A 15,966-nucleotide genomic window follows, 5' to 3' on the forward strand; every position below is an offset into this window, starting at 1 on the left:
AGGATACCTAATGAGTGAGCGGCGCCCAAGTCTGCCCGAGCACGCGCATCCAGTTCCCATGGGCGATCTTGGCGAGATCGCTCTCGCCGAAGCCGTGGGCGCGCAGGGCCCCGACAATCTTCGGAAGCCCGGACGCGTCTCGGATGGCCGAAGGGAGCTGGGTCCCGTCGAAATCCGAGCCGAAGGCGACGTGCTCCACGCCGATGCGCTCGGCAACGTAGGCCATGTGCCGCACCAGCAGCTCCAAGGGAACGTCCGCGTCGAGCCGCCCCTCGGGGTCGAGGTCGTAGTTTGCGAAGATCACGCCCATCACGCCTCCGGAAGCGCCGATCGCATCGATCTGCGCGTCCGTGAGGTTGCGCGAGCGGGGGGCGAGGGCGTGCACGGCCGTATGGGTGGAGACCAGCGGCGCCCTCGAAAGGGAGGCAACGTCCCAAAAACCCCTCTCGTTGAGGTGCGCGAGGTCGATCATCACGCCCAGCCGGTTGCACGCGGCCACGAGTTCGCGGCCGGCGGGCGTGAGGCCCGGGCCCGTGTCCGGCGAGGAGGGAAACCGAAAGGGAACGCCCTCCGCAAAAGCGTTCTTCCGGCTCCACACCAGTCCCAAAGAGCGCAATCCCCGCCGAACCCACCCTTCGAGGTTGGAGAGGTCGGGCGCGATGGCCTCGGCGCCCTCGAAGTGCAACACGACCGCAAAGCGCCCGTCCGCGCGGCACGCCTCCAGAGTCGCCGCATCGCGGGCGACGACGACGCGTCCGGCGGAGCCCGCTTCCAGGGCGAACATCTGTTCCGCGATTCCGCGGGTGAAGGCGTCCGCCCTTTCGAAAGGGTAGGGACCTTCGAGCGGAACCTCGTATCCATCGGCCGTCCGTATCAGCGGCACGTTGCCGGTCGGACCGTACGTGAACTCGGGATTCGGGGCGAAGATGGCGAACAGCCCGCCGAACAAGCCCCCCTCCACGGCGCGCGGGAGGTCGAGGTGCCCCTCCTCCGAACGTTCGAAGAAGGAGCGTCCCGTCGCCCGATCCGGATGGAACAGCTTGAGCAGGGTGTCGTTGTGGCCATCGAAGACGAGCACGGGGACAGATTGGCAGATTTCACCACAGACACGAATGGGCCCGTTCGCGCGTTAGAAAGGGCGTGAAAGCGACAAACATCGCCTTGCTGGCCGTTGCCGCCGCGTTGGTCGGCTGCGGCCAACCCGCCAAGGTGTCTCCACCGGCTCCGAAGCCCGTCGCGCTCGCAGCGGGAACCCCGGTGTCCCTCATCCTGCTCCAAAAGCTCGATTCTGGGGGAACGGCGGTGGGCACGGTCGTTCCGCTGATGGTCGCCGAGGACGTGAAGGCGCCGGACGGCACGGTTTTAATTCGGCGAGGGGCCCCAGCCAGCGGGACCGTGACCCTGTCCCGGAGTGCGGGCGCGCTGTCCGCGCTCGCGAACACCCCGGCGCGGCTCGCCCTGCGTCTCGAGCGCACGTGGGGCGTCGACGGGTCGGAGATCGTCTTGTGCGCCGAGATCGACGACGCCGAGGCGGCGTACGCCTTCACGCGCGATAACACGGGGAAGATCGGGGGAGAGGTCGACCTGGAGAAGGTGTGGTCGAACGACACGGCCCAACCCATCCTCGAGCGGCTCTCGCAGAACCTGGAGGAAGGGAAGAGCCTCGACCTGTCCGATCCCGAGATTCGCCGGACGCTTCAGGACGTCGCCCGCGATCTCAACCTCGACTCCACGAGCCGCCTGCTGCAAAGGGGGGAGCTGGAAAGGGCGGACAACCTGCTTGCCCAGGTTCGGCAGGGCGGAAGCGCGGCGGCCCTGGTGAACGGCGCCGCGTTGCCGACCATCGGTGCGGCGATCGAGCTGGCCAACCTCGCCGGACGCGTCGGCAGCAGGATCGGAGGCGTGTTCAAGGGGCGGAACATCCGCGCGCACGTGGGCACTCCCGTCCCAGCCTTGGTCGCCGAGCAGGCCTCGGTCCGACCACAGCCGGTGTCCGCCGCGTGACGGCGGCACGAATTCGCGTCGAAGGCAGGGTGCAAGGCGTGGGCTTTCGGGCCTTCGTGGTCCGGGAGGCTGCGGTTCTTGGGATCGCCGGCGAGGTTTGGAACACGATCGACGGGGCGGTGGAGCTGCTGGCGGTCCACGGCGATCCGTCGGTCCTTGCCGCTCTCGAACGGAAGCTGGCGCGGGGTCCCGGCCGAGTGGACCGCGTCGTTTCGCGACCTGTGGACGCGGACCCAGCCAACGGATTCGTCATCGGGGCCACGCGGTAGACGTCAGGCGCGGATCTCAAATCGCGCGCATCATCCCCTGGTCCTCGTGTTCCAGGTGGCCGGCGTAACGGTAGAACCAGCGGTCGTCCAACTCTCGAGCAGACAACCGCTGGATGAGGTTCAGTCCCGTCGCAGCACCGGGCTCGCGAACGCCTACTCTTTCGCGCCGCCGGCGATCCAGTCGGCGATCTTCTGGACCTCGTCGTCGGGCATGGGCGGTCCGCCCTGGGGCATCCGGGGCTGCATTGTGCCGCGAATCAAGAGAACGAGTCGGCTCTCGTCGGGCTTGCCGGGGACGATGTTGCGGCCGCGGCCCGATGCCACCAGCGCCTGGTAGTTCGTCACGTCCACCCGGCCGGCACGAGACTGCGCGCTGTGACAGGGCAGGCATCGCTTGGTCAGGATCGGCGAAACGTCCGCGAAGGTGAGCGCGCTCGCGGCGGGCTTTTCCACCTTGGTGGCGCCCGCGGGAGGCGTGAAGGCCCCGACGGCGTCCGCAGAGGACAGAACCTCGAGCTGCGTGGCGATCACCAGGGTCTCGGAACCGGCGGTCTTGATCGAGAAGCCGCGCACCAATCCCGTTTTGGCGTCGAGGTACGCGGTCACCGGCCGCGAATCCGGGGCCGCGGTGGTGAAGGTGATTTCCGTGACGGCGATCCCTTTGATCGTGCGCTTCGCCCCCGTCTGGACGTTGGTGGCGCCTTTGAAGGGATCGCCCCCGAAGAAGCCGCCCCACGCCCAGAGAAGATCGTTGGACATCAGCTTGGCGGTCTCGCCTTCGGGGGCGGGCTCCTCCGTGTACTCGTTCTTGGCGGTGTCGACCGTCCAGAGTGTCTTGCCGTCGGTGGCGGTTTGGGTGCCAGGGGCCTCCCATCGGGCCGTGGAAGGCTTCGCGAGGACCAGTTTGTGCTCGCTGGCAACTCCAGGAATCGGCTGGACCGAAAGGACGAGGCGAAGCGCCGGGGCCTTGGCCAGCGCGGCGTTGTTCGCCGCCAAGGCGCCAGACCCACCTTGAGGAGTGAAGGCGGCAATGGCCAGAAGGGCCGCCGCGAGAACGAAGGGCACGGTTTTGTTCATAGTCGTCGCATTAGAGTACGGCAACGGCCGATCAAGTTGCACCCCCCGTCAAGGATAATGGGTGTATGCGAAAGATTTCCGTGGCCCTTGCCGTTGCGTTGGGCATGCTCGTCGTCGGTTGCGAGGAGGGGGCGGGGACCGCGACCACCCTCGAAAAGAGTCCCGAAGCGACGGCGCCGGCCGTTCAAACCCCCGCGCCCGATGAATCGTCGCAGGACGAGCAGGCCGCCAAACCCAAGGACGGCGACGAGGTGGGCGTGATCCAAACCAACCTCGGCCGCATCGTGGTCCAGTTCTTTCCCGACAAGGCTCCGGGGCACGTGAAGAACTTCAAGGACCTGGCGCGCAAGAAGTTCTACGACGGCACGAAGTTCCACCGCGTGATTCCCGACTTCATGATCCAGGGCGGGGATCCCAACTCGCGCGAGGCGGATCGGAGCCTTCACGGGACCGGCGGGCCGGGCTACGCGATCAAGGCCGAGTTCAACGACATCAAGCATGTGCGCGGCGTGCTCAGCATGGCGCGCTCGAGAGATCCCGATTCGGCGGGAAGCCAGTTCTTCATCATGGTTGCCGCGTATCCGAGCCTCGACGGCGAGTACAGCGCCTTTGGCTCCGTCGTCGAAGGCATGGACGTGGTGGACAAGATCGTGGCCCTGCCCCGCGACGGGAATGACAATCCGCTGGCGGAGAACCCGGCGATCATCGAGTCGATCCGCATCGAAACCTGGCCGCTCAAATAGTCCGCCGCCCCGGCGCGAACTTCGTCGGGGTTGGCACCCTCTACCATTTCGAGGGACACTGTGAGTGTCTTTCGGTGGGCTGCGCCCGCCAATAGGGAGGAGGGATGATTTTGATGAAGAGAGCGCTTCTTTGCGCGATGCCGTGGCTGCTGTCCAGTGCCGTGCTCGCGCAAATGCCCGCCGATGTGGCGGCAAAACAGGCGATCGCCGAGGCCAACCTGAAGATCGAGGTGCCCAGCGTCCGAACTTTGAAGCTCGGCGGGAAGGTCAGCCGGGTGTACGGGGTGCCGTTTGGATACGGGACGTCGCCGCGCGATTCCGCCACACGGTTCTTGGTTCGCTACCACGAGCTGTTCGCACCCGGGGACTCCACGTTCGCCTTCGAAGGAACGCAATCCCTGGCGGGCGGGCGTTTCACGGCCGTCTACTACCGACAGATGGTCGGCGACGTGCCCGTCGACCGCGGCTACCTCACCCTGATGGTCAGGAGCGAGGCGGAGTTTCCCATCGTGCTTGCCAGTTCGGGAACGCAGATCGTGCGCTCGATGACGACCGAACCCAAGGTCCCGGCGATCGGGGTGGTGGGGAAGGTCTCGCGCCTGAACCGCAAGCTCAAGGCGTTCAGCCAACCTTCGCTCGTGGCCTACCCGCACGAGACCGAAACGCGCCTTGCGTGGACGCTCACGGGCGACTCGGTCGAGCTGAAGGACCAGCAGAAATACCAGATCTTCGTCGATGCCATGACGGGCGAGGTGCTCGAGTGGCGAAACCGGATCTTCCGCACGGATGTGTTGGGCAACGTCTCGGGCAAGTACACCCCGGGGTTGAAGCCCGACCAACCCAACAACCCGCCGGCGCTGATGCCCGTTCCCGGCGCCGGTGTGAACATCACCGGAGGCAGTGCCGGCTACGCGGACGGCAACGGCGATTTCGTGTTGCCGAACGGCGGCACGGCGCCGGTGACGGTGACCGGGAGGCCGGTCGGGCGTTGGTCGTCCGCTGCGAACTCCGGTGGCGCCGCCCTGACTGGCGGCGTCAACGTGACCCCGCCGGGGCCCGCGAACATCGTGCTGAATGCCGCTCCCGTTGAATTCGACACGGCTCAGCTCAACGGTTTCACGCAGGCCGAGCGCATCCACAATCTGGCGAAGGCGGTCCACCCGACGTACCCGGGAATCGACATTTCGTTGACCACCAACGTCAACGTGAACAACACGTGCAACGCGAACTACAACGGTTCGGCGATCAACTTCTTCCGAGCGGGTGGCGGGTGTCCAAACACAGCCTACAGTTCGGTGGTTTGGCATGAGTACGGTCACTTCATCATCGATCGCGGCCACCCCAGCGCTGCCGGGGACTACCACGAAGGCGTGGCCGACGTGTCTGCGTGCATGGTCGGCGATACCCCCGAACTCGGGCTTGATTTCCGAGGCCAGGGCACGGGTCCCCTGCGCAATGCGATCAACACGGTGAATTACCCCTGCTCCGGGGAAGTGCACCTTTGCGGCCAGGTGATCTCGGGCGCCTTCTGGATGACGATCCTCGAACTCGACCAGACGATCGGCCATGCCGCGTCGTTGCCGATGCTGCGGAGCTGGTGGCTGGACAGCATCTTGCTGCGCCCGTCGGGAATCAACCCGGGCATCACGATCGACGTGCTGACGCTCGACGACGACGACAACAACATCTACAACGGGACGCCGCACTACCAGGAGATTGCCGACGGTTTCGGGGCGAAGAACCTCGACGCGCCCGAGTTGGAGTGGGTCCAGATCGCACCGCAGGGCCTTCCCGAGTTCCTCATCAAGCCGAGAAGCCCGGGCCGCGAGGAGGTGACCCCCACCTACGTCGTGCGGGTCCTGGTTCAGGACAACGTGGGCACGGTCGACCCGGGGGCCGTCAAGGTGTGGACGTCGAAGAACGGCGGCGCCTTCACATCGAGGTCGTTGGTGCCGGTGCCTGGGCATCCCCATCAGTTCTACACGGCGATTCCGATTCCGCCGTGCGGGACCTCGGTTCGGTACTACTTGGAGGCGCGGGACACCCAGAACAGGGTGACGACGTACCCGCGGGCTGGAGCCGATCAGCCGATTCAATTCGTGGTCGCCGAGGACATCCTGGTCCAGTTCGAGGACACGTTCCAATCGAATCTGGGTTGGTCCGTGGAGAACATCGCCGTTTCGACGGGCGCATGGGTGCGCGACGCTCCGCGGGGGACGAGCCTCAACGGCCTCCCGGCGAATCCGGGTTCGGATTCCAGCGACCCCGGTTCGCTCTGCTACTTCACGGGACAGGGCGCCATCGGAGGAGCGGTGGGCGATGCCGACGTCGACGGGGGCCCCACCCGGCTGATCTCGCCGGTCATCGATCTGGCGGGAAGCAACGCGATCATCGAGTATCGCCGGTGGTTCTTCAACGACGACGGCGACGACGCGTTGACCGTCGAGGTCTCGAACGACAACGGGGCGTCTTGGACGCCGGTCGAGACGGTGCTCTTCGCCGGTGCGGAGAACGCTTGGATCCCCCGTTCGTTCGCGGTGAGCGACTTCGTGACGCCGTCCGCGACGGTGCGCGTTCGGTTCTCCACGTCGGACAACCCGAACAACTCGATCACCGAGGCCGGGGTGGACCACTTCGTCGTGAAGCGGCTCATTTGCCACTAGGTGACAGGTCTTCCGGGGCCCCCGCGAAGGGGCCCCGAGGACCACGAGATCCATGTCCAACGAACGGCACCTCCCCTGTGCGGCCGCCCTGGGCGCGAGCCGTGTCGGAGCGGCGCGCCACGCGACCCGCGTGGATCTCTGGAGGTGCATCGAACAGGCGCGCGCCGAGTTGGCGGAGCGGGCCGGGGAGGGGGTGTCGCTCCGGACGCTTTCCCATGCCGCGGGCCTTTCCCCCTGGCACTTCCAGCGCGTGTTCAAGCGCGCTTGCGGAGAGACCCCGCACGCGGCGCTGAGGCGGATGCGTCTTGAAGCAGCCCATCGCCTCCTCAGCGAGACCGGGTGCAGCGTGACGGAAGCGTGTTTCGCCGTGGGGTTTTCAAGCGTGGGTTCGTTCTGCCGGCTCTTCCGCCGCAGCTATGGCCGGTCGCCAGGATCGGTGCGAAAGTCGCAACCCCGGACAACGGCTTAGCCCTCCACGTCGCGCACAATGCGTCCATTGCGCCGCGCGGCCGTGCGCAGGGAGGTCCCATGTCTCACCACGTTTGCCACATCGAATTCAACTCCACCGATCTCGAGCGATCGCAGGCGTTCTACGCGCAGATCTTCGATTGGAAGTTCGCTGCTTACGGACCCGAAATGGTGGTCTTCGGCACGGATGCGGGCCACATCGGCGGGCTGATCAAGACCGACAAGGTGGGCGCGGGAGATTCTCCTTCGGTGTGGTTCGAGGTCGAATCGGTCGAGGAGACGCTTGGCAAGGCCCTCGCCGCGGGCGGAGCGGTCCGAAGTCCGAAGTCCCCGGTGCCGGGAGTCGGCTGGTCGGGAGCGTTCACGGACCCCGACGGGAACGCCGTGGGTCTGGTCGAGTACTCGGCGGAACGGTAAACAAGAGCGCCCCCGCCGAAGCTAGTTCGACGGGGGCGCCACGCGTGCCGGCTCAGGGCTTGATCAGCCATGCCAGGCGGTCGATGCGCGTCCGCCAGACGATGTTGAGGTCCGCTGCAACGAGGTTGAAGCCGACGCGAGCCTTGATCTTCCCGGTGCCGGGTTCCACGTACCGAGCGGCCTCGGCTCCTGTGACCACGACGTTCATGGTCGTGTCGCCCAGCGTGCCGAACCGTGTGTCCTTCAAGACCCACCGGTTGTCCACGAAGTCGTACAGGTAGACCTTCTGGTTCGTGCCGCCGATCTGGATGCCCGCTTCCAGCTGCAGCTCGAAGTGGCCCGGCGATTGGAGCGGCGACGTACCCTCCATCTCGATGAGGATCTGATCGTAGATCGTCTCCTGAGCCGGGTTGAGTTCGAGCACGGCGTAATGGTCGTCGGAGCTGACGACACTCGCGACCGTGCCGCTGAACAACCGGCCGTTCACCATTCGCAGCGCCGAGGGCGGGGCCGTCGTCTGAGGCCCCTTGGTGTCGACGGTAAGGCCCGGCAGCGAGCCGGATTTGAACAACCCGATCTCGCCTACGGTGCTCGCCGGCGGCGTCGCGCACTCGAACCAGAAGTTGAAGACCGTGCCGTACTTGAGCGGGTTGGCTCCCGCCTGCCCGAAGGTGCCTGTCGACCACGTGATCTTGTCGTTCGCCTTGGTCGAGGTCCAGTCGTTGCCGCTGTCTTGATCGATGTCTCGGAATCCGACGTTGGTGACCGCCGTGGAGTCGAGCACCGGGATCGAGAACTCGCGGATCTGCCGATCGATGTCGTGCACGTAAAGCGCGTAATCGTATCGGTAGTTGCCGCCGCCGAGGTCCGTGGTTTTGACCGCGAGAATCGCGTCACCCTCGTCGCGAGGGGTGGCGATCGCGTTCATGTCGCCCCATCGGGTGATGGCGGGTCCGGGACGCAACGGCTCCGAAGACGTCACGAAGCTCCACTGCGAGCCGGTCCAGTTCATCGAGTTGATGGAGCGCGAGGCGATGTTGTTGTACTTGTCGATCGTCTCGTCGCGCGAGATGTAGTACGCCTCGTAGAAATACTGGGCCCCGGCCACGCCGAGATCGGCATCCCGGACTTGCAGCCGGTGGTCGATCGAGGAGAGGCCGCTTCCCGAATTGCGGCGCGTACAATCCGGCTGGTAGTTCGAGAACCACGAGTTGTTGCAGTCCCAAATGCCGGTAAACGGGTTGACCTCGTCGCGCCCGCCGAGCCACGTTTGGCTGGCGTTGTTGCCCGCGCTGTACGTGTCCGAGCAGTTGACGCCGAGGAGGCTTCCGGTGCCCGGGTTCTGGCACGTGCCGCACTGGTTGCTGTTCAGGGCGTAGAAGCCGTGCTTCAGCCACGACTGGCCGATCTGCTCGAAGCGACCCTGATAGATGCGGTACATCTGCATGGCGATCACGGGGTGGCGGGTGTCCATCGCCTGGTACCAGGGGATGTTCGCGTTGCCCGGGTTGCACGACGTCGTGGCCATCGAGAGGCCGTTCATGCCGTTCGGGTACGACCCTTGGTGCCCGTAGGAAGTCAGGCCGTACAACTCCACGATCGAAACGTCGAGGGGGACATCCTCCTCACCACCGCGCGGAGGCCCACCGCGGAAGGGCTTGGGGCTGTCGCCCCCGCTCCACTTCGCGTCAGCCTCGATCGTGGCCTGGCCGATCAACTGCCCGGCGAGTTCGGGCCGGCCCATGGCCTTGGCCGACGCCGCGTTGATGACGAGGTCCGCATACCCGATCAGAAGCTGGTTCTTCTCAGGGTTCCAGCCGACCTTGGCATGGTTGATGTCGAGGCTGATCGAGCCCTTGCCGCCCTCGAGCGCCAATCCCATCTGGGGCAACGCGGCCTTCGGCTGGATCTCGAAGCCGTTGAGGGCGAAGGTTCGCCTTCCGGACCGCAATCCGAATCCGCCCGTGTTCGTCAGTCTGCCCGATTCGAACTGCCGGAACTGGTGGTTCTCGATTTCGAACAGGAGCGTCGATTCGCCGAGTGCGAAGCCCAAACCGTCGGGCATGTCCCACTTGGCCTTGGCCGTAGTGCGGGCTTGCACGACGTCCAGCCCGATCGCTTCCAGAATTCCGGGAGCGAGTTCGAGCGTCGTGGTTCCTCCCGTCACACGCCACGTCTCCGTGGCTTGCGCGGTCGTCGCGCCCAGCAGGAGCGCAGTCGCGGCCAGGCCGCATGCAAAACGAAATTTCATATGAGTAACAACCTGCCTTTCAAATGCCGAAAGAAGGACCCAGACCCGTGCGGAATCCCCCCGGCGCTCGCAGAGACCCCCCTTTGCGACCCTGATAGTGTAACCCGGATCTTGCGATCTGCCAAGGCGAATCGCCTTTGGCTAGGGAGCCGGCGCCCCTCCGCGACGGTTCTGGAGTCGGCGCGCCAGGGCGTCGGCCGTTCGGACATCGCCCTTGATCCGGTACAGCGTTTCCGCGGCAGCCCATGCGCCGTCGTCGTCGGCCGAGGCGCGGACGAGGTCCCGCAGTGTGGACTCTAAACGCCCGCTTTCGGAGACGGCGCGGCCCCAGGCGTCCAGCACTTCGGGCGCGAACGGATCGAGCTTTCGGGCCATGTTCGCTTGCTCGAGGGCGTCCGCACCCTGGCCCGCGTCGAGCAGCAGACGGCTGAGCACCACGTGGCCCTCGACGAATTCGGGGGCCAGTCGAACGGCTTCGCGCTCGGCTGCGATCGCCGCGTTGTGGTCGCCCGCCTCGGCCAGGATGATCGCGAGCGTGTGGCGGCCTTGCACCGATTGGGGATCGAGACGAACGGCCTCGCGGGCGGAGGTGGCGGCTGCGTTGAGTTTCCCCAAGGCGGCCAATGCGAGGGCGAAGTTGATGCGCAGGTTCGCGTCGTCCGGGTGCCTCGTGGCGAGGTAGTCCCACTGTTCTGCCGCCTGCCGGTGGTTTCCCAGACTGGTGGACAAGGCGGCAAGATCGCGACGCGCCGGTTCCCACGTCGGCTCGTCGGAGACGGCCTTGCGGAGCGCACGCTCGGCCTCCTCGAACCGCCCCAGCTCCCCGAGGGCCCTTGCCAGCGCGCGCTGGACCTCTGCGTTTCCTCGCATGAGTCGAGCCGCCGTTTGAAGGTGCGGAAGGGCCAAGCCGGGACGCCCGAGCCTGCGTTGGAGATTCCCGATCATCGCTTCGTTGCGGCCCATCGCGACCAGGCCGTAACGCGAAACCCACTCGAGATGGCCCAAGGCCGTTTCGGCGATCCTCATGGTCTTGGGGGCGACGTCCGACGGCCCCCCGGCGTCGAGGGAACCGACCGCCTGGGCATGCAGGGCCGCGCCTTCTCTCACGTGGTACTGGACCATCGCCGAGTGCACCAGAAACGCGATCGCGGCGAACCCCACCGCGCGCGTCCACCAGCCTGCGGGCCGCACGCCCGACGCATCCCGAAGCTGCCAACGTTGGAGGCGAACGCGCGGGGAGTAGAACGTGCGGGCGACCATCAGCAACCCGAAGGAAGCGAATGCAGAGGCGCCAAGGGCGAGCAGGAACGGCACGAGGTCGTAGAGTCCGCGCAGCGCGTACAGGCAACCGAGGAAGAGCACGGCCAACCCGATCTCTTCCGGCCACGAGAAGTCATAGACCTTCACCGGTGCCCTGGGGACCTTGCCGCGGGCGACGGACGGCTTGCCGAACCCGAAGTAGAGCGCCTTGTTTGGACACACGTCCACGCAGTCCATGCACTTCATGCACCCCGGATCGACGACCATGCCGTAAGCCCGAACCTCCTCGTGCACCCGCACGTTGGACGAGCACACGGCGGTGCAGTGGCCGCAGCCTTCGCAGGCGTCGGTCACGCGGATCTTGCCCGGCGCGAAGCGGTCCGCCTGGGAGAAGAACGCGCCGTACGGGCAACCGTAGGTGCAGAACCCCTTGTTGCCCACGAGCCACACGACGGCGAAGCCGCACACGAGGAATGTGAGGATCGATACGAACGGGCCCGGGAACGTTTGCCAGAAGCGGTCCGTGGTGAGGTGGAAGACCCAGGCCGGGGCGGGCCGCCCCTCCCAAATCCGGAGCACCTGCGGCCACGCGAACATGTAGAGAGCCGCAAACAGGGGAACGAAGGCCAGAAGGCGCGAGCGGAAGGGTTTGGGCCGAACGCCCACGCGCTTGAGCAGGGACCCGCACAGGTCCTGGTAGGCCACGAGGTGGCACGCCCACCCGCAGAAGAAGCGCCCGAGCACGAGCGTCGAGGCGATCATGAGGACGAAGAAGATGAAGCCTGCGTTGAGCAGCCCTTGTTCGAGCGTCTGCATCGATTCGCTCGGTTCCAAGGGAGTGAGCGAACGCCCCGTCTGCGCCCAGTGGGCGATGTGGATCGCGATCGCCGCGTGAACGAGGATCAGACTCAGCGCGCGCCATTTGGCTCGACGCGACTTCGCCACCTCCGTCTTGGGGGGAGGTGGCGTGCCGTCGCGTGCCGTGGGGATCGGGATGAGGCTCATGGTCGCCGATGGGGTTCCAAACGCCATTATCGCCCGGCGTGTGGCGGGCCCCTCACGTACAATCAATGGAGGAGTCGATGAAATGAGGCCGATCATGGGGGCTGGACGAGGCGGAGTTTCACGCTGGGCGTTGCCCTGCGCCGCGCTGGCCTGCCTGGCGCTGGGCGCCGGGTCGGACGTTGCGGACGCGCGCCAAAAGCAGACGCCTCCGCCGGCGCGCTTCGCGAAAGAGGCCGCACCGATGATCGCCAAGTACTGCTTCCCCTGCCACGCGGGATCGACGCCTGCGGGCGGAGCCAATCTCGCCGCGGCCAAGTCCGAGGAGGACCTTCGGGCCAATCCCGGCGTGTGGGCCCGTGCGGCCGAGAACCTGCGCTCGGGGAGGATGCCCCCGGTGGGCGCGGCCCAGCCCGATTCCAAACAACGCGAGGCGGCCGCCGATGCGATCGAAGCTGTGCTGACGGACTGCCTTCGACCCGACCCCGGGCGGGTGACGATCCGTCGTCTCAACCGGGCGGAGTACGACAACACGATCCGCGACCTGGTGGGCCTCGATCTGGGCTTGGCGGGCGACTTCCCGTCGGACGACGTGGGCGAGGGGTTCGACAACATCGGCGACGTGCTCTCGCTCTCCCCCCTCCTGATGGAGAAGTACCTCGCGGCGGCCGAGACGATCGCCCAGAAGGCGATCGTGGTCCCCGAGAATCGCAGCACAGTGTTCGAGGGCGACGATCTGCGCTTCGACGCGGGCGTGAACCCGCTTCCCTCGGGCGAACGGGTGATGTTCACCAACGCCGAAGTCTATGGCGTGCGGGAGTTCCCCAAAGGCGGCGCGTACCGCATCCGCGTGCGCGCCTACGGACAGCAGGCGGGCCCCGACCCGGCGCGGATGGCGATCCTGCTCGATGGGCGCGAGTTGGCGCGGTTCGACGTGCTCGCCGTCCGCGCCAAACCCCAGTTCTACGAGGTGCCCGTGGAGTTGGCATCCGGGCGCCATCGGATCGGCGCCGCGTTTCTGAACGACTACTACAAGCCCGATGCCGCGAACCCGGCCGATCGCGACCGAAACCTCGCGGTGGACTCGATCGAGGTGGTGGGTCCGGCGGGGGCGGCGCCGCAACTGCCGCCGTCGCACGTGCGCATCGTCACCGCGGTTCCTTCAGGAGAACTTTCGCGCGAGGAGGCGACGCGGCGCGTGCTGCAGGCCTTCGCGTCCCGGGCGTTCCGCAGGCCGGCGACCGCCGACGAGGTGGACAAGCTTGTGCGCATCGCCCTTATGGCCCAGCGCGAAGGCGAGCCGTACGAGCGCGGCCTGCAACTTGGCGTGGAGGCCGTGCTCGCGTCCCCGCAGTTCCTGTTCCGCGTCGAACTGGATGCAGACCGCGCGGGCGAGGTGAGGGAGCTGAACGCGTACGAACTCGCCTCGCGCATGGCGTACTTCCTGTGGAGCTCGATGCCGGACGCCCGGTTGGAGGCGCTGGCCGCGAGCGGGGAACTGCTTCGCCCCGACGTGCGGCGACAGGAGCTTGGCCGGATGCTGAAGGACCCCAAATCCGAGGCTTTGGGACAGAACTTCGCCGAACAGTGGCTGCAGCTTCGCAAGCTGCAGATCGTCGCTCCCAACAAGGATCAGTTCCCGACCTTCGGGCCGGAGATGCGCGACGCCATGCGCCGGGAAACCCTGCTCTTCTTCCAGGAGATCCAGCGCCAGGACCGCAGCGTGCTGGAGTTTCTGGATGGCAAATTCACCTACGTCAACGGGCTGCTGGCCAAGCATTATGGGATCCCCGGCGTCCAGGGGCCCGCGTTCGTACGGGTGGCGCTCGACGGGAAGCGGCGCGCGGGGGTGTTGACCCAGGCAAGCGTGCTCACCGTCACGTCGAACCCGACGCGCACCTCGCCGGTGAAGCGCGGAAAGTGGATTCTCGAGCAGATCCTCGGGACGCCCCCTCCCCCACCGCCGCCGGGAGTCAGCGACCTCAAGGAGTCGGAGGCCGTGAAGGGCGCCACGATGCGCCAGTTGCTCGAGAAGCACCGCGAGAATCCCATGTGCGCGTCGTGCCACGCCCGGATGGACCCGCTGGGCTTCGGCCTCGAGAACTTCGACGCGGTGGGCCAGTGGCGTGACCGGGAGGGCCCCGCGCCCGTGGACGCGACGGGCGTGCTGCCCGATGGCACGAAGTTCAACGGACCCGCCCAACTCCGGAAGATCCTCCTGGCGCGCAAGGAGCAGTTCGTCAAGACGTTTGCCGAGAAGATGCTGGTCTACGCCCTCGGGCGCGGGTTGACCCTGACCGACCGCTGCCACGTCGACACCATCGCGGAGCACGCCAAGAAGAGCGGCTACCGCTTCTCCTCGATCGTGGAGGCGGTGGTCGAAAGCGACCCGTTCCTGAAGCGTCGGGGATGAACCCGTCGTACACTACAGCAAGATGAAGATCACACGGCGCACGGCCTTGCGTGGATTGGGGACGGCGATCGCGTTGCCGGTCCTGGAGCGGATGCTGCCCTTGTCCGCACTGGCGCAGACCCCGGTGGTGCGCCCCAACCGGATGGCGTTCCTGTTCGTGCCGAACGGGGTGAACATGGGGCACTGGACGCCGGCGTCCGTGGGCTCGGGCTTCGAATTGCCATCGACGCTGGCCCCCCTCGCCCCGGTGCGGGACTCGATGTCCGTGCTGACGGGTCTGACGCAGAAGGGGGCGTTCGCGTTGGGGGACGGGCCGGGCGACCACGCGCGGTCGGCCGCGGCGTGGCTGACGGGCGTGCATCCGAAGAAGACCTCGGGCGCCGACATCCATGTAGGCATCTCGGCGGACCAGCTTGCGGCGCAGCGCGTGGGGGACAAGACGCGTTTTCCCTCGCTGGAGCTGGGGTGCGAGCGAGGCGCCCTGGTGGGCGATTGCGACTCGGGTTACAGCTGTGCGTACTCGTCGAGCATCGCGTGGCGCTCGGAATCGACCCCCGTCGCCAAGGAGACGAATCCGCGTCTGGTGTTCGAGCGGCTGTTCGGCGGCGGCAGCGCCGACGAGGCCGAGGAGGCGAAGCGACGCCGCGACCGGTACCGCCTGAGCGTGCTGGACTTCGTGCGCGACGAGGCCTCGAAGCTCAAAGGGCAGCTCGGCGCGCGCGACCAGCAGAAGATGGAGGAGTACTTCGAGAGCGTCCGCGAGATCGAGCGCCGGATTGCCCGCGCGGAAGGGGACCACGGTGTTCCCGCCGGAGCGGCGCGCCCGCAAGGCACCCCGCGCGATTACGGCGAGCACCTGCGGCTGATGGGCGATATGATGGTGCTCGCGTTCCAGGCGGACCTCACGCGCATCTGCACGTTCATGTTCGCCAACGAGGGCAGCAACCGAAGCTACGCGCTGATCGGGGTTCCCGAGGGCCACCACGACATCTCCCACCACGGGAAGAACGAGGAGAAGCTCGAGAAGAAGCGGCAAATCGACCGATTCCACGTCGAGCAGCTCGCCTACGTGTTGAACCGGATGGCAAAGATCGAGGAGCCGGGTGGCACGATGCTCGACAACACGATGCTCGTGTACGGCGGAGGGATCAGCGACGGGGACCGGCACAACCACGACGATCTCCCGATTCTGCTGTTCGGCCGAGGCGGGGGGACGATCGCGCAGGGTCGCCACATCCGGTACCCGAACGGAACGCCGATGAACAACCTGTTCGTGTCGCTTCTGGACCGCATGGGAGTCCATGGCGAGACGCTAGGGGACGCGACGGGGAAGTTAAGCGAGTTGCTTTGAGCGCTGAGTCGAGTCCCGATTCCCGATTCCCGAGTCCCGATTCCCGAG

General features: G+C 66.6%; 12 protein-coding genes. 8 read left to right on the forward strand and 4 right to left on the reverse strand.

Translation table 11 applies throughout. From position 1 onward, the window contains the following. Nucleotides 1-7: 7 nt before the first annotated feature. On the reverse strand, nt 8-1,078 hold the full coding sequence (locus M9921_06865; GenBank protein MCO5296559.1) for a dipeptidase: 1,071 nt from the start codon (nt 1,076-1,078) through the stop codon (nt 8-10). 62 nt (nt 1,079-1,140) lie between these two features. On the opposite strand from M9921_06865, the gene M9921_06870 reads away from it, so the two are divergent. Further along, nucleotides 1,141-2,004 (forward strand): hypothetical protein, encoded by an 864-nt coding sequence (locus M9921_06870; GenBank protein ID MCO5296560.1) that lies wholly within the window; start codon nt 1,141-1,143, stop codon nt 2,002-2,004. Further along, nucleotides 2,001-2,273 (forward strand): acylphosphatase, encoded by a 273-nt coding sequence (locus tag M9921_06875; GenBank protein MCO5296561.1) that lies wholly within the window; start codon nt 2,001-2,003, stop codon nt 2,271-2,273. Before M9921_06870 ends, M9921_06875 begins: the two co-directional genes overlap by 4 nt. A gap of 153 nt (nt 2,274-2,426) precedes the next feature. Here M9921_06875 and M9921_06880 read toward each other — a convergent pair whose 3' ends face one another. Beyond that, a complete protein-coding gene (locus M9921_06880) occupies nt 2,427-3,350 on the reverse strand; it encodes a hypothetical protein (GenBank protein ID MCO5296562.1) in 924 nt (307 codons plus the stop codon). A 65-nt stretch (nt 3,351-3,415) separates the two neighbouring features. Here M9921_06880 and M9921_06885 point away from each other — a divergent pair, with 65 nt between their 5' ends. The 4 genes from M9921_06885 to M9921_06900 all read left to right on the forward strand — a co-directional run bounded on the left by M9921_06885 (nt 3,416) and on the right by M9921_06900 (nt 7,641). Then, nucleotides 3,416-4,093, forward strand: a complete 678-nt coding sequence (locus M9921_06885; protein MCO5296563.1) for a peptidylprolyl isomerase — start codon at nt 3,416-3,418, stop codon at nt 4,091-4,093. A 113-nt stretch (nt 4,094-4,206) separates the two neighbouring features. Then, the gene (locus M9921_06890) at nt 4,207-6,756 is read left to right on the forward strand and encodes a hypothetical protein (GenBank protein MCO5296564.1); all 2,550 of its coding nucleotides are present in this window, start codon (nt 4,207-4,209) and stop codon (nt 6,754-6,756) included. Between the two features lie 52 nt (nt 6,757-6,808). Next, on the forward strand, nt 6,809-7,225 hold the full coding sequence (locus M9921_06895) for an AraC family transcriptional regulator (GenBank protein MCO5296565.1): 417 nt from the start codon (nt 6,809-6,811) through the stop codon (nt 7,223-7,225). Between the two features lie 59 nt (nt 7,226-7,284). Beyond that, nucleotides 7,285-7,641: a VOC family protein gene (locus M9921_06900; protein ID MCO5296566.1), complete on the forward strand. Its 357-nt coding sequence runs from the start codon at nt 7,285-7,287 to the stop codon at nt 7,639-7,641. A 52-nt stretch (nt 7,642-7,693) separates the two neighbouring features. Here the strand turns inward: M9921_06900 and M9921_06905 are convergent, their stop codons facing one another. Together M9921_06905 and M9921_06910 are read right to left on the reverse strand one after the other, a co-directional pair. After that, nucleotides 7,694-9,892 (reverse strand): hypothetical protein, encoded by a 2,199-nt coding sequence (locus M9921_06905; protein MCO5296567.1) that lies wholly within the window; start codon nt 9,890-9,892, stop codon nt 7,694-7,696. A gap of 141 nt (nt 9,893-10,033) precedes the next feature. After that, a complete protein-coding gene (locus M9921_06910; GenBank protein ID MCO5296568.1) occupies nt 10,034-12,157 on the reverse strand; it encodes a tetratricopeptide repeat protein in 2,124 nt (707 codons plus the stop codon). 82 nt (nt 12,158-12,239) lie between these two features. Here M9921_06910 and M9921_06915 point away from each other — a divergent pair, with 82 nt between their 5' ends. Next, nucleotides 12,240-14,567 carry a DUF1592 domain-containing protein gene (locus M9921_06915; GenBank protein MCO5296569.1) on the forward strand — a complete coding sequence of 776 codons (2,328 nt, stop codon included), beginning with the start codon at nt 12,240-12,242 and terminating at the stop codon, nt 14,565-14,567. A 22-nt stretch (nt 14,568-14,589) separates the two neighbouring features. Beyond that, entirely contained in the window at nt 14,590-15,918 is a 1,329-nt protein-coding gene (locus tag M9921_06920) for a DUF1552 domain-containing protein (GenBank protein ID MCO5296570.1), read from the forward strand. The last annotated feature ends 48 nt before the right edge of the window (nt 15,919-15,966 follow it).

The sequence above is a fragment of the Fimbriimonadaceae bacterium genome (assembly GCA_023957775.1).
Taxonomy (GTDB): domain Bacteria; phylum Armatimonadota; class Fimbriimonadia; order Fimbriimonadales; family Fimbriimonadaceae; genus JAMLGR01.